Below are 21,839 nucleotides of genomic sequence, written 5' to 3'. Positions count from 1 at the left end.
TCAATTCTTGGGCAAGCGCAATCTAGGGGCAGTTCCTTATATTGTCGTTGGGCTCGCGAAGCTAGCTTCTGAACCGAATTCGGAGGCAAGACATGATCCGTGACTTCGAGGCGGAAGAGATCGATCCGCTCGCCGTGGGTGCCTGGATACTTGGAACGGGCGGCGGCGGCAGCCCCTATCTGGCGCAGCTCAACCTGAAGAAGCTTTACCGCGACGGCCGCAAGTGCCGGCTGATAGACCCGCTGGCGCTCGACGACAACGACGCGGTCGCGGTTGTGTCCAAGATGGGCGCGCCGCTTGTGGGCCAGGAGCGCCTCGTCGATCCGGCTCATCTCGCCCGCGCGATGAAGCTCATGGAGGAATATACCGGCAAGCCGTTCCGCGCCGTCATGAGCGTGGAGATCGGTGGCGGCAATGCGCTGTCGCCGTTCCTGGCCGGCGCAATGCTGGACGTCCCGGTGGTGGATGCCGACGCGATGGGCCGCGCATATCCGGAAGCGCAGATGACCTCCTTCGCCATCGGCGACCTGCAGATGTATCCGCTGACGCTGATCGACTGCCGCGACAACGAGGCGATCGTCGCCAAGGCGGCGAGCTGGAATTGGATGGAGCGCATCTCGCGCAAGGTCTGCACCGAAGTCGGCTCGACCTCGGCCACCTGCAAGGCGCCGCGCACGGGCAAGGAAGTCAAGGAGTGGGGCGTCCTGCACACTGTGACCAAGGCGACGAGCCTCGGTCGCGCGGTGCTCGATGCGCGCGCCCGCCATACCGATCCCGTGGCCGCAGTGCTCGAGCACGAGGACGGCGTCGTGCTCTTCAAAGGCAAGATCACCGATGTCGACCGCACCACGACCGGCGGCTTCCTGCGCGGGTCGGCAAAGATCGAGGGCCTCGACGACGACCGCGGCTCGACGCTGGAGCTTTCATTCCAGAACGAGTGGGCCGTCGCCTTCCGCGACGGCGAAGCGATCGCCATGACGCCGGACCTCATCTGCCTGCTCGACACGATGTCGGGCGAGGCCATCGGTACGGAAACCGTGCGCTACGGCCAGCGCGTGACCGCCGTGGCGCTGCCCGCGCCCGCCGTCCTCCAGACGCCGAAGGGCCTCGAACATGTCGGCCCCCGCGCCTTCGGCTACGACCTCGAGTTCAAATCGGTGTTTGCATCATGAAGCGTATCGGCATTGACGTTGGCGGCACCAACACGGACGCTGTCCTGATCGACGGCGAGACCGTCATCAGCGCCATCAAGTTCCCGACTACCTCAGACGTGATGAAGGGTGTCGTCGACGCGATCGGCCATGTCATGGCCAGCGAGCCGGCGAACGCCTCGCCGGTCGATGCGGTGATGATCGGCACCACGCATTTCACCAATGCGGTGGTCGAACGCGCGCGGCTCGAGCGGGTCGGCGCGATCCGCATCGCCATGCCGGCCGGCGCCTCGCTTCCGCCGATGGTGGATTGGCCCGACGATCTGCGCGACGCCGTGGATCCGCTGTCTTTCATGGTCGAAGGCGGCCATGAATATGACGGGCGCCCGCTCGTACCGCTCGACCGCGACGCCGTGCGCAACGCTGCCATGCGCATCCGCGATGCCGGCATCAACTCGGTCGGCATCACGGCGCTCTTCTCGCCGCTGACGACGAAGTGCGAGACCGAGGCGGCCGAGATCGTCCGCTCGGTGATCCCCGATGCCTGCATCACGCTTTCGCACACGCTCGGCCGGATCGGCCTTCTCGAACGCGAGAACGTCACCCTGCTCAACACCGCCCTGCAGGGCCTTGGCCAGCGCACCGTCGACGCCTTCGCGAAGGCGCTGAAGGAATCGGGCATCCATGCGCCCTTCTACCTGACGCAGAACGACGGAACGGTGGTGCTGGCCGAAGTCGCCGCGGCGAACCCAGTCTACAGCTTCGCCTCCGGCCCGACCAATTCGATGCGCGGCGCGGCCTTCCTCACCGGCCTGAAGGAAGCCATGGTCATTGACGTGGGCGGCACGACGAGCGACATCGGCTGCCTCGTCGGCGGTTTTCCGCGCGAAGCCAACAATGTTGTGGAAGTGGGCGGCGTGCGCACCCTCTTCCGCATGCCCGACCTCCTTCCGATCGCGCTCGGCGGCGGCACCATCATCGATGCAGACCGCGGCACGATCGGGCCGCGCAGCGTCGGCTACAACATCACCAGGGAGGCGCTGGTCTTCGGCGGCTCGACGCTGACGACGACGGACGTCGCCGTGGCGGCGGGCCTCGTGGAGATCGGCGATCGCGACCGGGTGAAGCATCTCGACCAGTCGACCGTCGCAGCCCTCCTGAAGCGCATCGAGAAGATGGTCGAGGACAATGTCGACCGGATGAAGACATCGGCCGAGGGCGTGCAGCTCATCGCGGTCGGCGGCGGCTCTTTCCTCATTCCCGAGAAGCTCGCGGGTGTCAGCGAAGTGCTGCGCGTCGAGCATGCCGGCGTCGCCAATGCGCTCGGCGCGGCGATGGCGCAGGTATCGGGAGAGGTCGACCAGGTGTTCTCCGAGATGAGCCGCGACGCTGCGATCGCGGAGGCCGAGAAGCTGGCGCGTGAACGCGCGATGGAGGCCGGCGCCCAGGTTGGCACCATCACGACGCTCGACACCGAGGACATTCCGATCGCTTATCTGCCAGGCGATGCGCGCCGGGTGCGGGTACGGGTCGTGGGCGACATTGCCTTCGACGAGAGGCGCAAGGTGGCCTGACAACGCTCCCTAACGGCAGCTTCGAGGCGGATCTGCTGCCGCAAGCAGCGCGATTGCCTTCTACTGGAGGTGTACCGACCGGTGGCCGGGTCAGGGTGGTTGAGAGGTCTGAAGGCTCGCAGGCTGACAGCGGTAGATGAAGGTGAACAGCAAACGCATCAGTGATGCTGTTCCACATCGTCTGCTTGAACGAGCTGTTGCGCCAGCCGACCGCATCTGGCGCAAGCGTGAAATGGCCCCCCCAGAACGACTGCTTCAGGCATTTTCAACGCTGGTCTCAACGGCAGGAAACGGGGCGATTGCAGGCAGGCAGCTTAGGGGCCGTGACCGGACTGTCCGGTTTCAAGCTCTCCAAGTGGAATTAGCTGCCGCAGAGCGTAGCAGACACCAGCAACCGTTTCCGACCCCATTGCGGACATCGTGCACCAGGCCAAAATATAAGTCGACGGCGCGTAGGCTTACCCCCTCTCCTTTCAGCTAGGGGGCTTCGCGGCAACCAGCTAACGTCCGTTTTCCACTCATGCTCGATTCGACACCCCTCTTAGCGGACCGACGGCGTTCGCGATATCGAGCGGGTCGCGTGAGCGATCGACTTTGAGGGCGCAAAGCGGTCATTCTGCGCCACGTGCAGCGAAGTTCCGATCGGTGAGCACCGTCAGACCGCGGGCTGAAGCAAGTGTCTCCCCCAGTGATCGAGCACCCCGCAGCACAAACTCAGCACAACGAACAGCCCGTTGGCCGCTCGCAACACAAGGCCCACTAAGCTCATGTTACACTCAGATCCCAGAGAATTTTGAGAGATCCAAAGGCGGTACGGACCTCATCGAAACATCCTTGAAGCCTCGGCTCATCGAACAGGACGCCCGGGAACATGGGCTTTACTCCAGGTCACAAACGCTACTGAGGTGCGGTTTAAACGTTGCAAGCGGGGTCTGAAGCCGAATCGCGTCTGACATTGCATCTCTTCATTGAGCGAACGCAAGCGGTTGAGCCCTCAAGATTCAGCAATGAATCCTGATATGACGCCGCGGAGCTCAATTTGATTTCTGCTCCACTTGAATGTGGCCCTCTCCGAAAGAGCTTCAGATGTGCAGCTCGGCCACGTTTCTTGTGTCAGCAATATCAAATAGGATGTCGAACAGGTGCTTCCCCCTTCCGGGTTCGAGACCGATGGTGAGGGCTTCAAACTTCGCACGCAGTCCGCTCCTCGACAGCGGCGTCTCGGGGCAGCCGGGGAAGGTTTCCGCAGTAGCCGCGGTTTCACGCCCGTCACGCAACTGGATAGCCAAGTCGGCGCCCCAACCCTTGGCCACACCTTCTCGCTCCACGAGCTCGATCCGCTGCGCGAGGTCTCGAACCTTCGGGTCCTGCAGGGAACGCTCGGAAAAGACCTTTGGGTTCACTGGGTCCACAACTGCCGCAATGGCGAGAGCGTATGGCACGCTGTATTGGGCGCCCATCACGTCGCGCGGCGCGCGTTGGGCGTGGTGCGAGATGACCTTCGGCGCGACTGCGAGCCTGATGGATGCTATGTCCCCGCCGGTGAAGCCATCGGCGTCCATCCGTTCGCGCAGCGCATGGATCGGCGCCTGTGCCGTGACGTGGCAAGCGTAGGATTTCAGGCATAGGCGCTCGATCTCCCAAGTCTCCCCCAAACCCCTGGTAAGTTGATCCGGATCGGTCGCTTCACAAAACGTGTCGAGCAGGCCGAACTCCCCTTCAAGTACCGTGTCCGGGCCCTCATAGCCTCTTCCCGCCAGCCGCGCCGCCAGAACCCCGCTCTCCGCCGCGCGGCCGAGATGGAGGCGCTTGACCATTCCGCCCCGCCCTGCCCTGGCAAAGGCAAGCAGCCCACCCGACAGCGAGCCGGCGATGCCGAACGCGTTGGCAAGCTGCGCGCTGGTGAGGCCGAGGAGCTTTCCGCAGGCGGCGGCCGACCCGAAAGGCCCCGTGAGGCCCGGCGCATGGAAGCCGCGTTTCTCGGGCGTGTGCATGGTCGCGGCGCCGATCCTGAACATCACCTCGCAGCCCGCGACGATGGAGGCGAGCAGAGCGCGCCCGCTGGCGCCCGCCGATTGCGCCGCGGCGAGTGCCGGCAAGGCGACCGTTGCGCCCGGATGGACGCCGGCACCCGGCTTACGCAAGCTGTCGAGCTCGAAGGAATGGGCAAAGGTCCCAAGCACCAGCGCCGCCTGAGGCAGATGAAAGCGATGGCCGGGTAGACCCGGCACCATGCACGGACCGCCTGAACCGGAAGCGAGCGCCTCGTCCAGCACCATCCGCGACCAGGCGAAGTCCTTGCCGAATATCGCGCAAGCGACCGCATCGATCAGACAATCGCGCGCCAGATCCACCACACGGGGCGGCAGATCATCGAATGCGAGGTTGGCGGCAAAGTCCGCCAGCACAGCCGCCGCCGGCCGTACCGGCTCGGAAGAGAAATCGTTCACGCCAGCCCCTCACCTTCTGGACAGGTCACAAAGCGCCGCTCGACATCGAAGAAGGTTTCGTAGTCCATCAGCGCCTGGATATCGGACATGTCCGCGACCAGATCCGGCCGCTCCTGCAGCGTGCCGGTCTCGATGCCCTCGCGCATTACCCGTAAAGCCTCCGACATTCCGCGGATCGCAGCGGCCGGCAATATGCGGGACAGGCTGACCCAACGCACACCGAGGTCGCGGAGTTCGGCCACGGAGATCAGCGGTGTGGTGGTGCGGGTGCGCAGGCCGAAGCCCATATTGATCCGCACGGGAATGGAGACGGCGTCCACGATGCGGGAAATGTCGTCCGCGCCGCGCACGGCATCGGGGAAAATGACGTCGGCTCCCGCGGCCTCATATGCCTTTGCGCGCTTCACCGCATCCTCGATGCCGCCGGTGGCGATCGCATCGGTGCGCGCTACGATCAGGAAATCCGGGCTGGAGCGCGCCGCCACCGCGGCTTCGATCTTGCGCGTCATGTCGAGCAGCGGCACCACGTTCTTGCCCGCCACGTGACCGCAGCGCTTGGGGATCGCCTGGTCCTCGATGCTGACGGCGGAAACGCCGGCGCTTTCGAATTCCCTGACCACATAGTAGACGGTCGCAGCATTGCCGTAGCCTGCCTCCGCGTCGGCCGAAACCGGCAGGGCGACGCTGCGGGCGATCATGCGGCAGGCATCGACGTTGTCGCGCAGCGAGAAGATGCCGACATCCGGCACGCCCAGGCGTGAATTCACAAGGCCAGCGCCGGTAGTCGACAAGAGCTTGAAGCCGGCCATCTCCGCCACCTTGGCGCTGTAGCAATCATAGACGCCGGGCGAGACCAGGATGGGCTCGGTGTTCAACAGGTCGCGCAGCTTCGAGGACATGGGGCAGGACTTTCCATTGTTTCAATTTCGGATGTCTTCCAGAAAGAGCTCGCCCGGCAGGCTTCGCCCCACTTCCATCGCAAGCGCCTGTTCGTAGACAAGCCCCGCCACCGCCGCGAACTGGATCCCGTGGATGTTGCCGCGCTCGGAGAAGGTGATCTCGTCCGGGCTGGTGCGGCCGCGGCCGGCAAGGAGATCGGCAAGGCCGATCCGGGCGCCGGGCGACGGGTCGGCAAAACGGCGCGTCCCTCCATGTACTACCTTCTGCCCGCCGGCAGCAAAGCTCAGGCATTCCTCGCGATAATCCAGATCGGGCAGTTCGGCGGGAACCGTCGCGTTGCCGAAGCGCAGCGCGAGCGAAATCCGCGCATTTGCCTCCTCGTCGAGCGTTCCGCCGATTGCGGTGACGTGCATGCCCGGCTCCAGAAGGCGGCCGAGCACGACCGGGCCTATGGCGCTGGTGCAGGCGCAAAGAATGCCGGCTCCCCGATAGACCTGCTCGGCAGCATCGACCGCACGGGCCTTGAGCCCGAAGCGGTCGCGGATTTCCGCCGCGAGCCCCTCGCGGTTGGCAGGCGTCGGGCTGTATATCCGAAGGTCCTCGAGCTGCCGCACAGCAGCGATCGCTTCGATATGCGCGCGCGCCATGCCCCCCGCCCCCAATATGCCCAGCACGCCGGCATCCTCACGGGCGAGGTAGCGGACGCCCAAGGCAGAATCGGCGCCGACGCGCAGCTTCTGGATCAGGCCGTCATGGAGGATCGCGAGGAGTTCGCCCGTTCTTGCATCGAAAAGAAGGATGAGTCCCATGAACTTGCCGGGCTCGACGCAATATTTCTCCTTGCGCGACATGCCCGCGACGATCCGCTGATAGACGACGTCCGATTTGATGCGGATGGCGGCGTAGCGGGTGGCAAGGCCGGCGGCGATGCCGAGCTGATAGGTCTCGCCGTTCGCGGCCTGCTTGCCTTGCAAGTCGATGCGCGGCGGCGAGGCGGTCGCCCCCGTCGCATGGGATCGGTACGCCTCGTCGAGTACGTCGATCACGGCTCGCGCCTTCAGCAAGGGCGCGATTTCGGGATTGTCGAGCAGAAGCGTCATCGCCGTTCTCTTTCCACCACCTTCAGAGGACGTTCCCGGGGAAATCGACGAACTGCTGAAGCAGACCCTCGGGATAGACGAGCACCAGGAGTTCGGACAAGCCCACCAGCAACAGCACAATCGCGGCAGTTGCTATGACTGTGTAGAGAAGCGAGGCGCGCGCCACGACGGTGAGGAAGACGAACACGTAGAGCGGCGCTGCCAGTAGAAAGCCGATCAGCGCGGAAAGCAGCGGCAATCCGGCGAGCCAGGCGAGATGGTGTACCATCGTGGTCGACGAAGCGTTCTGCGGCGGCAGCTCGGCTTCCGTGTCGCAGACCAGCGCACCCTTTGTGGAGCCGCGTGCGATCCCCACGGCCGCATAGACCACCAGCGCCGCGGTGATGGCCGCGACGGAGACGGGGAACACATAGGCGAGGAAGCGCAGGTTCCACACATTGATGACGATGGCTGCGCTGAATGCCAGGATCACGCCGGCGAAAACCAGTTGCGGAATCCGGTTTGCATAGGAAGCGGGGGTGGTGCCGCCGCCGTCGGAGACTGCCGCCTTGGCGCGCAGCGCGAAATAGGCGGAAGCCACCGCAACGAGCAGAATGAGGATGGAGATCGGGCGCAGGAAGATCTCGAAGCCGTATATCTGGACGGTACGATAGAGCGACGATTCCAGGCGAGCGGAAAGAACGAAGCCGATCAGGAGCGCGGCGCGCGACCAGCCGAAGCGCTTCATGTACACGCCCAGGATTCCGGCCAGCAGGAGCATCACGAAGTCGCCCCAGTCGCGGCTCGCCTGAAAGGCCGCAAAGAAGATGGTGACAACCATCAGCGGCGCGATCAGCGGATATCGCACGGCGGTCAGAAGCGCCACGGGCCGGCTGATGAGGATGCTGAGCCCGGCGCCCAGTATGTTGGCGATCGCGATCGACCAGATGATCACATAGACGAGGTCGACATGATCGGTCACCATCGACCGGCCGGGGGTGAGCCCGATCAGGACGAGGCCGCCCAGAAGGAGAGCCATCGTTCCCGAACCTGGAATGCCGAAGAAAAGGGTGGGGATCAGCGCCCCGCCTTCCTTAGCGTTGTTGGCCGATTCCGGCGCAATGACGCCGCGGACGTCGCCATGCCCGAACCGGCTCTTGTCCTTGCTGGTCTGCACCACATGGCCATAGGCCACCCAGTCGATCACGGAGCCGCCGAGGCCAGGCAGGAAACCGATCACCGCGCCTATCCCAGAGCAGCGCAGGACGAGGCCGAAATTCTCCTTCACGTCGCGCAACCCGCGCAGCCATCCCTTCCCGATCAGCCCGCGCTCGGCGATGGTGGATTGGTGGCGCAGGATGTCGATCATCTCTGGAATAGCGAAGATGCCGAGACCGACGATCACCAGCGGAATTCCGTCGGTGAGGTAGAGCCAGTCAAAGGTGAAGCGGTATTCGGCCGTCGCCTGCGAGGCGCCGATGCTGCCAATGAGGAGGCCGAGCCCGCAAGAGGCGAGGCCTTTCACGACGCTAGGACCGGTCAGCATGCCGACCAGCGTCAATGCGAGGATGACGAGCATGAGTTGCTCGCCGAAGCCGATCGCCAGCAGGATCGGCCGGGCGGCGACAAAGGCGAATGTAAGAACCAGCGCGCCGAAGACCCCGCCGATCATCGAGGCGCCGAAGGCAGCGCTCAGCGCACGTGCTGCCTCGCCCTTCTTGGCCATTGCAAAACCGTCGAGCACCGTTGCCTGCGCGCTGGAACTGCCCGGAATGCCCAGGAGGACCGAGGGAAAGGTGTCGGAAGTCGCCGTGACCGAGGTCAGGCCGATCATCATGGCGAGTGCCGGGCCCTGGTCCATGCCGTAGACGAAGGGCAGAAGAAGCGCCATGCCGGCGATCCCGCCCAATCCCGGGAGAATACCGATGAGCAGGCCCAGCAACACTCCACCGAAAAGGTAGAGGAGATGCGGACCGGTCAAAAGCTGCATCAGCGCCGAGGCGGCGGAATCGAGTACCGAAACGTCCATAATGCACGTCCTGCGGTCGGTAAGGGCGGGGGCATGAAAAGCGGCCCGGTAGGGCAGAGGCAGGCGGGTGCAAAGTACCCGCCTGCTCGAAGGGCAGCGCCTTAAGGTCAGGCTTTCACTGGACCTGATGGGTTTCCTTCAGCCAGTTCTTCAGCCACTGCCGCTGCTCAGCACCAAACTTGGTCGCACCTTCGAAGATGACCTGAGAGGCCTTTCCGGTGCTCTGCGGATAGTCGCCCAGAACGAGCTTGGCTTGGTCGGACTGGAGTGCCTCCGAAGCGAGCGCCTGTTTCATGGCGTCGCTGTAGACATCCACGATCTCCTGAGGGGTGCCCACGGGAAGGACGAACATCTTCGAACCCATCACGCGAATATTGAAGAGCGCCTTCCAGACGTCATATGCAGGGCCGGTGAGCGGCTCGCCGTGGACTGCCTTGTAGACCTCCAGGAACGTCGGGATTTCCGGCAGCATCGGATCGCGGACGATCTCGCCATTCTCGGTTTCGAAGCCGAAAGTGAAGAGGGGCACGGCTGTGCCTTCATCCACCATCGGCTTCACCGCTTCTGCCCAGGATGCCATGTTGTCATAGTTCAGGGTAAACTCGCCGCGCTCGAAACCGGAGCGGGATTCCGCATTCGACAGGCCGAAGACATAGTTCGGCTTGATCCCGAGCAGGTCGATCGACAGGAGTGCTGGCAAATCCGAGGACGTCGCGTTGGCGCCGCCGTAGACGGGCTGCAGCTCGCGCAGCGTCTTGACGTTCTCTATCGGATCATCACCCAGCCCCTGATCCTTGCGTGCATAGACCAGCAGGCCGAATGGCGAGGTCAGGAACGGTTTGAACTCCGGCAGCGGATAGGCGACGGCCGGATCCTCAAGAAGGTACTGGAAGAAGGTGCCGGTGCCGATGGAGGCGATCGTGCGGCCATCCGGCTTGGCGATCTTGTGGAACTCGTTGATGCCGCGCACCGAGCCGCCGCCATCAATGTTGCGGATGAGGATCGTCGGCTCGCCCGGAAGCGCCTTTTCAAGCGCCGGCGTCAGGAGCCGGGCGTGAATGGTGGAGCCGCCACCTTCGCCGTAGGGAACGATCATGGTGACGCGCTCGCCCGACAAATCCAGGGCCTGCGAACTCGCTCCCGTGGCGGCAAGTGCGGGCAAAAGCGCTCCAGCCATCAGCGCTATGAATCTCGTTTTCGCTTTCATTGCTTCGTTTCCTCCCGATTGAGTTGACTCATCTTCGCGTCCCGCGCTCACGCAGCGGCACGCATTTCCTTGGCCAAGGCGGCCGCGTTTTTCCCGGCGATCCGCCCGAATGTTGCACCCGACATCAAGCCGGTTCCGCTGGCATAGTTGTGGTAGAAGAGACCGCCGACGATCTCCCCCGCTGCGAAGAGACCTTTCACGGTCCCGCCGTAGATGTCCTCCACCTCGGCGCGGAGCGTCACCTTGAGCCCGCCGAAGGTGAAAGTGATGCCGGTCGTGACGTGAAAGGCGTGGAAAGGGGCGGTATCGAGGGGATTGGCCCAGTTGGACTTGTCGATTGCCAGCCCTTCCGTGTGCCGCCCGTCCAGAATGTTGGGATCGAAGGGGATATCCGTCCGACAGGCGGCGTTATAGCTACGCACCGTGCGCAGGAAACCGTCAGAGTCCACGCCTTCGAGCTTTGCCGCAAGTTCCTCCAGCGTATCCGCCTCCACCTTGGTGACACGGCGGATTCGGTATTCGTTGCGCAGGAGATGCATGACCTTGGAATCGAATATCTGCCACGCGAACATGCCCGGCTGTTTGAGGATTTCGCCGCCATACTTCGCATAGGTATGGCTATGGAAGTTCTCGCCTTCGTCGACATAGCGCTCACCGCGCGCGTTGACGATGATCCCGTAGGGATAGTTGTGCTTCTGAAACTGGTCGCCGATGGTGAGATCGCCGAAGGGTGGCGCGTTGATATCCCAGGCCACCGAATGACAGCCGGACCAGTTTCCGTAGGGTTGTGCACCTGCATCGAGGGCCATGCGATGGCCCGCGCCCATGTTGAAGCGGGTGCCGCGCACCTTGGCGAGATCCCAGCCCGGGCCGAGGTACTGGGTGCGCATCGCGGGATTGGATTCGAATCCGCCGCAGGCCAGGATCACCGCACCAGCGCGGATATCGACTGTCGCGCCTTTGTGCTGAGCACGAACACCGATCACGCGGCCACCGTCGCGCAACAGCTGCTCGACCGGCGTATCGCAGACGATCGGAATGTCGGCCTTTTCAGCGGCCTGATATAGCGCGGCCAGCAATGCCTCGCCGCCGCCCGAAATGTGCAGCGCAAGCCCGCCCCAGAACTTGAACTTGCCATCGACCTTGTAGGCCTGGCGGCCCAGACCCGGATGAAGCTGCACGCCCTGACCCGCTACCCATTTGGCGGTCTCCAGGCTATTGCGCACAAGCAGCTCGCAGAGATCAGGATCCGTGCGGTACTCGGTCAGCGCGTACATGTCGTCGAAAAACTGGTTTTCCGTATAGGTGCCGAAATCCACGTTCGACAGGTCCTCGTCCGCCATTGAAGGCGAGATCTGCTTCAGATCCTCCACGCTCTCATAGGCGAAACGGAACGCCCCTCCCGTATAGCGGGAATTCCCTCCGCGCTCCTCAAAGGGCGCAGCTTCGAGGACCAGCACCCGCGCGCCGTGCTCATGAGCCGAAAGTGCCGCGCAGATCGCAGCATTCCCGGCCCCCACCACCACGATGTCGGGTTGGTATTCGGCGAGCGTCTCATGGTCCATCAGGCAAGTCCCTCAGATATCTTCCGGAAGTCGATTCAAGCGACCCTGGCAGCGCCGGCATCGGGTCGCGACGGCACGGACAGCTGGCGGGAAAGGCTACGGATGTCTCTTTCAGCCTCCAGCGCGAAAATGCGTGCCGCAAACTGTCGCGCGACGTCCGGTTCAACCACCTGGCCCGCGCAATCGGCAAATTTACGTTCCAGCGTGCCGGGCGGAAGCGGATGGTCACGGTCCCGGCCGAGCGGGCGATCCACATGCGCCGTGAGCACCTCGCCAGAGGTCGTGGTCACGCGCAGTTCGGCAAAGAAGTGCTCCGTCGATTCCATCACCGCCTGCGGATGCGGCGCAGCCTCGATCCGGCTCATGATGCTGCGGATTTCGGGATCCCGCACGGCCTCGTCGCTGAAATCGTCGACGCCGACCAGCCCGTTCCGCAGCGCGCGGGCGAGGACGTATTGGACGCTGAACTTGCCGTCTAGGCCGTCCTTCGGATCCGGCCGGTTGGTGTGGCGCAGCCGCCGGGGATGCGTCCATGACAGGATCGAAGCGACATTGTCCGGATGAAGGCCGTGCACCTCGCGCAACTGCAGGAGAGCGTCGATTGCCGGGTGCGTGCTGGCGCAACAGGGGTGCCGTTTGAAGGCGACACCCGGTTCGATGATGTCGAGAGGGGCGGCCCAGTTCTCGAACAGCCGCTCGGGAACGAAAGTACCCGCGCCATTGTAGACCGCGAAGAAACCCTGCGGGTGCTCCAGAACGTCGTGATTGGCGGTCATCCCGGCCTCTGCCAAAAGTGCAGCCTGCAACCCGTTGCATGCGCAATGGCCGATATGGAATGGCTTCGTCATCGTGCCGAAATTGGCTTTCAGACCGGACGCCATGGAAGCGGCAAGGGCAAGAGCGGTAGCCGATCTGTCTGCGTCGAGGTCGAGCAGATGGCAGCAGGCGGCCGCGCTGCCGAAGGTCCCGAGCGTGGCCGTCGGATGCCACCCCTTCTCGTAATGATGAAAATTCACCGCGCGGCCGAGTTTCGTCTCGACCTCGAAACCCGCGATATAGGACGCGATGAAACTGGCGCCGCTTGCGCCCCTTTCCTCGGCCAATGCCCACAGCGCCGGAACGATGGGAGCCGATGGGTGCCCACCCATCGTGTTGCTGCAATCGTCGAAATCAAGCGCATGGGATGCGGTGCCGTTCGCGAGCGCGGCGCTCAGCACGTCGACGCGCCGCGATCCGCCGAACAGAAGCGCCGGCCCCTCGCCGAATGTGCGACCGATCGCCTTGACGAGCGCTACGGCGCTTAGCGAACCGGATCCGGCCAGAGTGACACCCAAAGTGTCGAGGATCGCCAGCTTAGCGGTCTCGACCGCCTCTTCGGGGCAGGTGTCGACACTGATGCGCAGAAACCGCTGGGCGATTTCCCGCAGCAGCGCCTGTTCCGTCTGTGGCATCAGCTCTCTTTGCACGTCCACCTCCCGCCGTCGGCCGGCATTCATTCGGCCCAGCAACAAAAATGTAGACATTCTATGTGACGATGTCTACAAACTTTTCGAGGATGCACTTCGGTGCTGCGATTATTTATCCGTTTTCCGGGTTTTTTGCGAGGTTTTCTAGATGGCTGCTCAGGACTTTGTCGACGGGAATAGCAAAAATGTCGACACTATGAGATTGGCGGAAAGAAAAGGAAAGGATGGCGAGTTGCTCGCGGATAGGGCGCTGACCCACATCCGGGAGATGATCGCCACTGCCCGGCTCGGTCCTGGCGACCGCGTGAACGAGGTGGAGATCGCGGCACAGCTCGGCATCAGCCGGGCGCCTGTGCGCGAGGCCATCCGCAGGCTCGCCTCATCGGGGCTGGTCGTGTCCGAGCCCAATCTCGGCTCGCGAGTGGTCCAGATCGACATGGCCAAGATCCGCGCGCTCTACGAAGTCCGTGAGGCACTGGAATCCATGAGCGCAGGGCTTGCTGCCCAGCGCATGACGGATGCCGAACGGGCAGCTCTGCTGGAAATGTTGGACGAGCACGCCGCGCAGATGCACGGCCAGGGCTCGAGCACCTATCCCGCGGGATCGTCGGACTGGGATTTCCATCTGGCCGTCCTGAAGGGATCGCGCAACGAGGTCGCCTGGCGCATCTGCGGCAGCGATCTGCGCGATCTCCTTTCGCTGCTGCGCGCCCGCCACGGCCGTAGGCCAGGGAGGGGCGAGCAGGCGCTCCTGGAGCACCGCTGGGTCGCCGAAGCCATTCGGGCTGGCAATGCGGATTTCGCCTCGCTTTTGATGGCCCAACACATCCGCGCCTCGCGCGACAACCTCTTCGCTGTGCTCAGCCCTGTCGGGCGTCCCGAAGAGAAGGAGGACCGGTATGACAGCAACGTGGCTTAGCGATGGCGGTGGCGCACGGCAGGGCCATGCCCAGCGTCTCAGAAGTCTCATCTCGGGCGGAACGACGGCAGCGGCCGGTGTGTATGACGGAATGTCGGCTGTTCTTGCCGCGCAAGCCGGCTTCGACGCGCTCTATCTGTCCGGCGCGGCGCTCTCCGCTTCCAAGGCCATTCCCGATCTCGGGCTTCTCACGCTGGAGGAAGTTACGCGATCGGCACGCGAGATCGTCCGCGCCTCCAACCTGCCGCTCATCGTGGACTGCGACACGGGTTTCGGCGAGGCCCTCAACGTCATGCGCGCGGTGCGCGATCTCGAGGAGGTAGGCGTCGCCTGCATTCAGATCGAGGACCAGCAATTTCCGAAAAAGTGCGGCCATCTGAATGACAAGCGTGTCGTGTCGATCGACGATATGTGCCGAAAGGTTGCGGCAGCACGCAAAGCATCGGATGACATGGTGCTTTGCGCGCGCACCGACGCGGCGTTCATTTCGCTCGAAGAGGCGATCGATCGTGCGAAACGCTATGCCGATGCCGGCGCCGATCTCATCTTCGTGGAGGCGCTGACATCGCATGAGGCCATCCAGCAGGTCCGCCGCGAGGTCTCGTCCCCCCTCCTCGCCAACATGACGGAGTTTGGCCGGACCCCCTCGATTTCGGTTTCCGACTGGGCGGCCTACGGATACGAGGTCGTCATTTTCCCGGTATCGGCGTTTCGCGTCGCCTCGAAGGCGGTGCAGAGCTTCTATGCCTCTTTGAAGGCCACCGGCAGCGCCGCCGCGTTTCTGCCGCAGATGATGACGCGCGCCGAACTCTACGACACCATCAGCTATTTCGAATACGAAGCGCTGGATGCGTCCATCGCAGAGACCGTGCTTGACTCCACAGCTGATACTTTAAGAGCAGAAGACAGCCATGAGCAGCCATAATCCGGTTTCGAATGTGCATACGCGCAGGATAGCGGAGTTCGTTTCCGGACTGCACTATGAAGACATACCTGAGACCGTGCGCGAGCGGATCAAGCTCCTGATCCTCGATTCTCTTGGATGCGCCCTCTACGGCGCCGACCTGCCCTGGACGCGCATCCTGCAACAGACGCTGTCTTCGATCGATTTCAGCGATGGCGCGGGTGTCTGGGGGACCGGCATCAGGCTTTCCGCACCCCATGCGGCGCTGGCGAACGGGACCCAGATTCAGGGCTTCGAGCTTGACGACGTGCATCGCCACGGCGTGCTCCATGTCGGCGCGGTGACACTGCCCGCCCTCGTCGCCGTAGCGGAAGGCGCGGAGCTCACGGGCCGCGACTTCCTGGCGGCAGCCGTTGCCGGATACGAGATCGGACCCCGCGTCGGCATTGCCATGGGCCAGGAGCATATCGGCCAGGGATGGCATTCGGGTGCCACCGTCGGTGTCTTCTCCGCCGCAGCCGGCGCCGCGCGCGGGTTGAAGCTCCACGCCGAGCAGACGGTCCATGCGCTCGGTATCGCGGGCACCCAGTCGGCGGGACTGATGGCAGCGCAATACGGGGCCATGGTCAAGCGGATGCATGCCGGCCGCTCCTCGCAAAGCGGGCTCTATGGAGCTCTCCTGGCGCGGAACGGCTTCACCGGCATTATCGACGTGTTCGAGGCTCCCTATGGCGGGTTCTGCACGACTTTCTCCCGTTCGCAGGACCGGTTCGACCTCGCGGCCCTCAGCGCCGGGCTGGGCACGGAATTCGAGACCATGCGCATATCACTGAAATTTTATTCCTGCGTCGGGAGTAATCACACGACGCTCGACGCCATTCGCGCCATCCAGGCTCGCCGGCCGTTCACGTTGGACGAAATGGACCGGATCGTTGTGCACGGATCGCAGGTGACGGTGGACCACGTGGGCTGGGAATATAGGCCGGAAGGCCTCACCTCGGCTCAGTTGAATCTTCCTTTCTGCGTCGCCACGCTCATTCTGGAAGGCGATGTCTTCGTCGACCAGTTCACGCTCGATTGCGTGGACGACGCACGCCGCATCGCATTGTCCCGGAAGGTCGAGGTCGTACACGACCGAGAAATAACGGCGCTGGGTTCGAAGTTCCGGCACAAAGTGCGTGTGGAAATCCACTTCAAGGATGGCACGGTGGAAAGCGAGACGCGGGAGGCGCCACGCGGCAGCGAGTTTTCCTTCGCCACTTCCGAGGACATCGTGGAGAAATTCCGTAAGCTCAGCCGCAAGGTGATGGCGCCGGACCGGCAGGAGGCGCTGATCGACGCCGTTCTCGGAATGGACAGGCTGCCTGAAGCGCGCCGCATCGCGCAATTGCTGCAAACCGCCTGATCGGCGCCGCCGATGGCGCAAGGCATCAAGCATCGCGCTGGCGCACTGATCTGCCTGACTTGTGCCGTTCTGGCCGGTGCGGCTGCTTTCGCATTACATACGCCGCTTGCCTGGGTGCTGGGACCGCTTATCACCACGGCCATCTTCTCGATTGCTGGGGTAAAGCCGTGGGCACCGTTGACGGGGCGGCGGTTCGGCCAAATCCTGATCGGCGGCGCCATCGGTCTCAATCTCACGCCGCCGGTCGTAGCGAACATGGTCGGCTGGATACCTGCAATGATCGTGGCCGCGCTCGTCGCCATGCTCGTGGGGTCCGCTCTTGCAAGAGGCCTCGCCCATTTCGGGCGCATCGACCTGAAGACTGCCTATTTCGCCATGATGCCCGGCGGCCTTTCGGAGATGGCCAATATCGGCGCACAGCACGGCGCGCAGAACGAGCCAATCGCGCTCGCCCAGGCGCTGCGCGTGGCACTGGTCGTCTGCATCCTCCCCTCGCTAATCGTCAGTCTCGGCATTGACGGCACGTTCCGGACACTCGACCAAGGAAGCGACCTGCCCTTGCCGCACGTGGCTCTACTGATCGGCGCAAGCCTCGTCGGCGTGGGGGTGGTGCGGCTTCTGCGGCTGAACAATCCATGGATGATCGGCGCCCTCATCGGCGCAGCACTGCTCACGGCGACCGGCCATTTCGACGGGCGGATGCCGCAGCCGCTCTTCTATCTGGGCCAGTTCCTGATTGGGATCGCTATCGGCGCGCGGTTCCGTCGCGAGATCGTGGTGCATCTGGTCCGTCTCTCGCTCGTCAGCTCGGTATTCGTCATCATCATGACCGCCATAATGCTCGGTTACGCGCTCGTTCTTGCTTGGTGGGACGACATAGACATCGCCAGCGCCGCCCTCTCCTCCTCGCCCGGCGGGTTTGCCGAGATGGCGGCAACCGCGGAGACCCTCCATCTGAATGTGGCGCTGGTGACCGGTTTCCATATCATCAGGGCGCTGTTCGTGAACAGCCTCACAACATTCTATTGGACAGCCCTCAACCGGATCGGCTTTTTCACCATCGGTGCACGGAAGGGCAGCAAAGGATAAGCGAGTGTGCAAGCTAGGGGCAGATATTGAGCACTCGATTTGGCGAACGCCTTCTTGTCGCTTGAAGCGTTACTTCCATATCGGAGCGCTTCCCATCTTTTGCGCGTCATGGTCGATCTGCCGCCCGACAACATCTCCCGGTTTGGACTAGAACGTCGCAGGCGTGGCGCTAGGTTGCTGACGTGTATTGACAGTGCCGCCACTGAAGGGGCTTGGCTAAACTAACGACTGCTTCTGACCTTGCCCCCGCGATTTAATCCGGATTGAAGTTCGTTCTGGCCGAAGCAGAGGACCAGAACATGAAACGTAGCCGCTTTTCGGACGAGCAGATCATCGGCATTTTGAAGGAACATGAGGCCGGTGTGTCTGTAGCCGACCTGTGCCGCAAGCATGGGGTGAGCGATGCCTCGATCTACAAATGGAAAGCCAAGTTCGGCGGCATGGAAATGTCCGAAACCAAGCGGCTGAAGGCGCTGGAGGACGAAAACACGAAGCTGAAGCGGCTTCTTGCGGATGCCATGCTCGATAATGCAGCTTTAAAGGACCTTATGGGAAAGAAGTGGTGACGCCCGCAGCAAAGCGGAACGCTGTCGCGCATCTGAAGAGCCAACATGAGATGAGCGAACGGCGGGCGTGTAAAGCCATCGGCTGTTGCCGGATGACGATCCGTTATGAGACCAGACGCAGCGACGACCTTGGCCTTCGCGAGCGCATGAAGGCGCTGGCGCATGAACGCCGCCGCTTCGGCTACCGCCGCCTTCATGTGCTGCTCAAACGCGAGGGCCACCTGGTGAACCACAAGAAGCTCTTCCGGCTCTACCGCGAGGAGAAGCTGACCGTGCGCAAGCGCGGCGGGCGGAAGCGAGCGATCGGCACCCGAGCGCCGATGTTGATGCCGATGGCTGCCAATGACCGTTGGTCGCTGGACTTCGTGTCGGATCAACTCACCGATGGCCGCAGGTTCCGGATTCTGACGGTCGTGGATGACTGCACCAGGGAATGCCTGGCGCTCGTCGCCGACACATCGCTTTCCGGCCTGCGGGTTGCCCGTGAGCTGGATCGGATTATCGCGGAACGTGGCAAACCGAGGATGATCGTCAGCGACAACGGCAGCGAGTTCACCAGCAACGCCATCCTGCAATGGACGGATCGGGGCAAAGTGGATTGGCATTACATCGCGCCTGGCAAGCCGATCCAAAATGCCTTCACCGAAAGCTTCAATGGACGGCTGCGCGACGAGATGTTGAATGAGACGCTCTTCTCGTCATTGCCTCATGCTCGATCAGCGTGCAAACTGCCGTATGGATTACAATGATCACCGGCCGCACTCGGGCCTCGGCTGGATGACACCCGCCGAATTCGCTCAGACCATCAACCCGCCGCTGCCGCCCCGAACACAGAAACCCAAAATCGCTGGAGCGAACTCAAAACTGGATAAAACTTCGGGGCAAGGTCACCTCCCGCCTCAACAGCAGGTGCAAGCGGCGGTAGCCGAAGCGCCGGCGCTCCGCCGCCAGCTCGCGCAGCCGCCGGCGCAGGCCGGCATCGTCCGGCCGCGATGAGCGGTATCGGTAGACGCGCGGCGTAATGTCCACCAGACTGCAGGCGCGGCGTTGGGAATATCCCCTCTCTTCGATGGCCCAGTCCACGGCCGTCCTCCTCGAACCGGGCGTCAGAAGCTTTTTGCTAGCATCTCGCGCAGCGTCGACACGTCCATCATCGACTCCGCCAGAAGCTTCTTCAGCCGCTTGGCCTCCGACACCTCCATGCCGCCATACTTCTTGCGCCAGGTGTAAAAGGTCGCGTCGGATATCCCGTGTTTGCGGCACAGCTCACCGGCCGTCATCCCCGCCTGATGCTCCTTCAGAATGCCGATATCTGCTCGTCCGAAAAGCGCGATCGCTTCATTGCCAGTCTCCTCTCTCCAAAGAGAGACTAGCCGTAAAGCGAGGACATTTCAGGGGAGCACGTCACTTCCGGGATGCGCAAAGGTTTTCTCATATGGCGGCAATGGGGCGCGAAGCGGAAAGGCTGCTGCGCGCCATGTCATCGTTGCGTTCTGCAGAGCGTAGTGCTCTGGCAAAACGGATTGCAGTTTTCGGCTACTCTGGGATAGTGTAGCTTGGGATTTGGTTGCGGGGGCAGGATTTGAACCTGCGACCTTCAGGTTATGAGCCTGACGAGCTACCGGGCTGCTCCACCCCGCGTCATCATAGGCATGCACCTATGAGTGTGGTTCCGTCACGACGAAGGGTCGTGTCCGGAGGCGTCCGTTTACCGTCGCGACCGGCGGATCATCTGTGAAGAGAGTGGATTCCATGCACTTTGCAGACCTGGCAGCGACCTACTCTCCCGCGTCTTGAGACGAAGTACCATCGGCGCTGGGGCGTTTCACGGCCGTGTTCGGAATGGGAACGGGTGCAGCCACCCCGCCATGACCACCAGGTCGGCGAAGCGCATGTATCTTTTCGAGAAGCTGGTTTTCATGCTTTTGCCGTGCCGGCGCTCCGGAACCGCAGGTTCCGCAAGGCCGACCGGCCGTCGCGCATGTTTGCGCGCCCCGTCCGGAGGATAGCGGCGCAGCCGCGTTCATCCGTGAGGACAAACGGATCATCGCGCCGGAGGCGTGATGGGCACGAGCAATGAGAATGATCAAGCCGATCGAGCTATTAGTACCGGTAAGCTTCATGCGTTGCCGCACTTCCACACCCGGCCTATCGACGTGGTCGTCTTCCACGGCTCTCAGGGAATACTCGTTTTCAGGTGGGTTTCCCGCTTAGATGCCTTCAGCGGTTATCCCGACCGTATATAGCTACCCTGCTATGCGGCTGGCGCCACAACAGGTCCACCAGAGATACGTCCATCCCGGTCCTCTCGTACTAGGGACAGATCCTGTCAATATTCCTACACCCACGGCAGATAGGGACCGAACTGTCTCACGACGTTCTGAACCCAACTCACGTACCGCTTTAAATGGCGAACAGCCATACCCTTGGGACCTGCTCCAGCCCCAGGATGCGATGAGTCGACATCGAGGTGCCAAACAACCCCGTCGATATGGACTCTTGGGGGTCATCAGCCTGTTATCCCCGGCGTACCTTTTATCCGTTGAGCGATGGCCCTTCCACGCGGGACCACCGGATCACTATGACCGACTTTCGTCTCTGCTCGACTTGTCTGTCTCGCAGTCAGGCAGGCTTATGCCATTGCACTCAGCGAACGATTTCCGACCGTTCTGAGCCCACCATCGCGCGCCTCCGTTACTCTTTAGGAGGCGACCGCCCCAGTCAAACTACCCACCATACACTGTCCCGGACCCGGATGACGGGCCGCGGTTAGACATCCATAACGACAAGGGTGGTATTTCAAGGGTGGCTCCACCAAGGCTGGCGCCCTAGCTTCAAAGCCTACCACCTATCCTACACATGTCGTCACGAATGCCAGTGTAAAGCTATAGTAAAGGTGCACGGGGTCTTTCCGTCTAACCGCAGGAACCCCGCATCTTCACGGGGAATTCAATTTCACTGAGTCTCTGCTGGAGACAGCGGGGAAGTCGTTACGCCATTCGTGCAGGTCGGAACTTACCCGACAAGGAATTTCGCTACCTTAGGACCGTTATAGTTACGGCCGCCGTTTACCGGGGCTTCGATTCAGAGCTTGCACCCCTCCTCTTAACCTTCCGGCACCGGGCAGGCGTCAGACCCTATACGTCGTCTTGCGACTTCGCAGAGCCCTGTGTTTTTGATAAACAGTCGCTACCCCCTGGTCTGTGCCACCCCCGATGGTTGCCCACCGAAGGGTCACGCTTATCCCGAAGTTACGCGTGCAATTTGCCGAGTTCCTTCAGCAGAGTTCTCTCAAGCGCCTTGGTATGCTCTACCAGTCCACCTGTGTCGGTTTCGGGTACGGTCTATACGGAGGAGCTATTTCCCGGGACCGCATGGCTGCCCTCCCAATCCGATAAGGGAAGACAACGTCCGCGATCCGTCACTACCTCCAGGCCCACGAATATTAACGTGGTTCCCATCGACTACGCCTTTCGGCCTCGCCTTAGGGGCCGGCTAACCCTGCTCAGATTAACTTTAAGCAGGAACCCTTGGA

At 62.6% G+C, this 21,839-nt stretch carries 13 protein-coding genes, 1 tRNA gene, 2 rRNA genes and 2 pseudogenes (1 of these 18 running past the window's edge); 7 read left to right on the top strand and 11 right to left on the bottom strand.

Features of this window, described 5'->3' with window-relative positions; all coding sequences use genetic code 11:
* The first annotated feature begins 92 nt into the window (after positions 1-92).
* A complete protein-coding gene (locus PVE73_RS06860) occupies positions 93-1,172 on the top strand; it encodes a DUF917 domain-containing protein (protein WP_277366230.1) in 1,080 nt (359 codons plus the stop codon).
* Entirely contained in the window at positions 1,169-2,725 is a 1,557-nt protein-coding gene (locus PVE73_RS06855; RefSeq protein ID WP_277366229.1) for a hydantoinase/oxoprolinase family protein, read from the top strand. Before PVE73_RS06860 ends, PVE73_RS06855 begins: the two co-directional genes overlap by 4 nt.
* A 1,082-nt stretch (positions 2,726-3,807) precedes the next feature.
* On the opposite strand, the gene PVE73_RS06850 is transcribed toward PVE73_RS06855, so the two are convergent.
* The 7 genes from PVE73_RS06850 to PVE73_RS06820 form a co-directional block, all read right to left on the bottom strand.
* Positions 3,808-5,175: an MmgE/PrpD family protein gene (locus tag PVE73_RS06850; RefSeq protein WP_277366228.1), complete on the bottom strand. Its 1,368-nt coding sequence runs from the start codon at positions 5,173-5,175 to the stop codon at positions 3,808-3,810.
* Positions 5,172-6,074 carry an isocitrate lyase/PEP mutase family protein gene (locus PVE73_RS06845; RefSeq protein WP_277366227.1) on the bottom strand — a complete coding sequence of 301 codons (903 nt, stop codon included), beginning with the start codon at positions 6,072-6,074 and terminating at the stop codon, positions 5,172-5,174. Before PVE73_RS06845 ends, PVE73_RS06850 begins: the two co-directional genes overlap by 4 nt.
* Before the next feature lie 21 nt (positions 6,075-6,095).
* Positions 6,096-7,175: an ornithine cyclodeaminase family protein gene (locus tag PVE73_RS06840; RefSeq protein ID WP_277366226.1), complete on the bottom strand. Its 1,080-nt coding sequence runs from the start codon at positions 7,173-7,175 to the stop codon at positions 6,096-6,098.
* Positions 7,176-7,197: 22 nt separating this feature from the next.
* Entirely contained in the window at positions 7,198-9,183 is a 1,986-nt protein-coding gene (locus PVE73_RS06835; RefSeq protein WP_277366225.1) for a tripartite tricarboxylate transporter permease, read from the bottom strand.
* Positions 9,184-9,298: 115 nt separating this feature from the next.
* Entirely contained in the window at positions 9,299-10,390 is a 1,092-nt protein-coding gene (locus PVE73_RS06830) for a hypothetical protein (RefSeq protein WP_277366224.1), read from the bottom strand.
* Between the two features lie 47 nt (positions 10,391-10,437).
* On the bottom strand, positions 10,438-11,955 hold the full coding sequence (gene tcuA / locus PVE73_RS06825; protein WP_277366223.1) for an FAD-dependent tricarballylate dehydrogenase TcuA: 1,518 nt from the start codon (positions 11,953-11,955) through the stop codon (positions 10,438-10,440).
* Positions 11,956-11,990: 35 nt separating this feature from the next.
* Positions 11,991-13,406: an MmgE/PrpD family protein gene (locus PVE73_RS06820; protein WP_277366222.1), complete on the bottom strand. Its 1,416-nt coding sequence runs from the start codon at positions 13,404-13,406 to the stop codon at positions 11,991-11,993.
* 247 nt (positions 13,407-13,653) lie between these two features.
* Here PVE73_RS06820 and PVE73_RS06815 point away from each other — a divergent pair, with 247 nt between their 5' ends.
* The 5 genes and pseudogenes from PVE73_RS06815 to PVE73_RS06795 all read left to right on the top strand — a co-directional run.
* Positions 13,654-14,340, top strand: a complete 687-nt coding sequence (locus PVE73_RS06815; protein WP_277366221.1) for a GntR family transcriptional regulator — start codon at positions 13,654-13,656, stop codon at positions 14,338-14,340.
* Positions 14,321-15,265, top strand: coding sequence for a methylisocitrate lyase (prpB, locus tag PVE73_RS06810; RefSeq protein WP_277366220.1), 945 nt, complete (start codon positions 14,321-14,323; stop codon positions 15,263-15,265). Before PVE73_RS06815 ends, prpB begins: the two co-directional genes overlap by 20 nt.
* On the top strand, positions 15,252-16,649 hold the full coding sequence (locus PVE73_RS06805; RefSeq protein WP_277366219.1) for an MmgE/PrpD family protein: 1,398 nt from the start codon (positions 15,252-15,254) through the stop codon (positions 16,647-16,649). The genes prpB and PVE73_RS06805 overlap by 14 nt, the downstream gene beginning before the upstream one ends.
* Before the next feature lie 12 nt (positions 16,650-16,661).
* On the top strand, positions 16,662-17,738 hold the full coding sequence (locus tag PVE73_RS06800; protein WP_277366218.1) for an AbrB family transcriptional regulator: 1,077 nt from the start codon (positions 16,662-16,664) through the stop codon (positions 17,736-17,738).
* 299 nt (positions 17,739-18,037) lie between these two features.
* A pseudogene (locus tag PVE73_RS06795) lies at positions 18,038-19,111 on the top strand (IS3 family transposase); the annotation flags it as partial.
* Between the two features lie 84 nt (positions 19,112-19,195).
* On the opposite strand, the pseudogene PVE73_RS06790 reads toward PVE73_RS06795, so the two are convergent.
* From PVE73_RS06790 to PVE73_RS06775, 4 genes and pseudogenes are all read right to left on the bottom strand, one after another.
* A pseudogene (locus PVE73_RS06790) lies at positions 19,196-19,646 on the bottom strand (transposase); the annotation flags it as partial.
* 222 nt (positions 19,647-19,868) lie between these two features.
* Positions 19,869-19,945, bottom strand: a tRNA-Met gene (locus PVE73_RS06785).
* A 124-nt stretch (positions 19,946-20,069) separates the two neighbouring features.
* Positions 20,070-20,184 (bottom strand): 5S ribosomal RNA (gene rrf, locus PVE73_RS06780).
* A gap of 202 nt (positions 20,185-20,386) precedes the next feature.
* Positions 20,387-21,839, bottom strand: a 23S ribosomal RNA gene (locus PVE73_RS06775) (it continues 1,358 nt past the right edge of the window).

Origin of the sequence: Chelativorans sp. AA-79, from assembly GCF_029457495.1 — a bacterium.
Lineage (GTDB): Bacteria > Pseudomonadota > Alphaproteobacteria > Rhizobiales > Rhizobiaceae > Chelativorans.
The sequence above is the reverse complement of the archived record's forward strand: the minus strand, read 5'-3'. Positions and strand labels throughout refer to the sequence as shown.

What these genes read in the sequence shown, in the direction of transcription:
- PVE73_RS06860 (WP_277366230.1), top strand. Translation starts at nt 93, where the DNA reads ATGATCCGTGACTTCGAGGCGGAAGAGATCGATCCGCTCGCCGTGGGT.
- PVE73_RS06855 (WP_277366229.1), top strand. Translation starts at nt 1,169, where the DNA reads ATGAAGCGTATCGGCATTGACGTTGGCGGCACCAACACGGACGCTGTC.
- PVE73_RS06845 (WP_277366227.1), bottom strand. Translation starts at nt 6,074, where the DNA reads ATGTCCTCGAAGCTGCGCGACCTGTTGAACACCGAGCCCATCCTGGTC.
- PVE73_RS06840 (WP_277366226.1), bottom strand. Translation starts at nt 7,175, where the DNA reads ATGACGCTTCTGCTCGACAATCCCGAAATCGCGCCCTTGCTGAAGGCG.
- PVE73_RS06835 (WP_277366225.1), bottom strand. Translation starts at nt 9,183, where the DNA reads ATGGACGTTTCGGTACTCGATTCCGCCGCCTCGGCGCTGATGCAGCTT.
- PVE73_RS06830 (WP_277366224.1), bottom strand. Translation starts at nt 10,390, where the DNA reads ATGAAAGCGAAAACGAGATTCATAGCGCTGATGGCTGGAGCGCTTTTG.
- tcuA (WP_277366223.1), bottom strand. Translation starts at nt 11,955, where the DNA reads ATGGACCATGAGACGCTCGCCGAATACCAACCCGACATCGTGGTGGTG.
- PVE73_RS06820 (WP_277366222.1), bottom strand. Translation starts at nt 13,406, where the DNA reads ATGCCACAGACGGAACAGGCGCTGCTGCGGGAAATCGCCCAGCGGTTT.
- prpB (WP_277366220.1), top strand. Translation starts at nt 14,321, where the DNA reads ATGACAGCAACGTGGCTTAGCGATGGCGGTGGCGCACGGCAGGGCCAT.
- PVE73_RS06805 (WP_277366219.1), top strand. Translation starts at nt 15,252, where the DNA reads ATGAGCAGCCATAATCCGGTTTCGAATGTGCATACGCGCAGGATAGCG.
- PVE73_RS06800 (WP_277366218.1), top strand. Translation starts at nt 16,662, where the DNA reads ATGGCGCAAGGCATCAAGCATCGCGCTGGCGCACTGATCTGCCTGACT.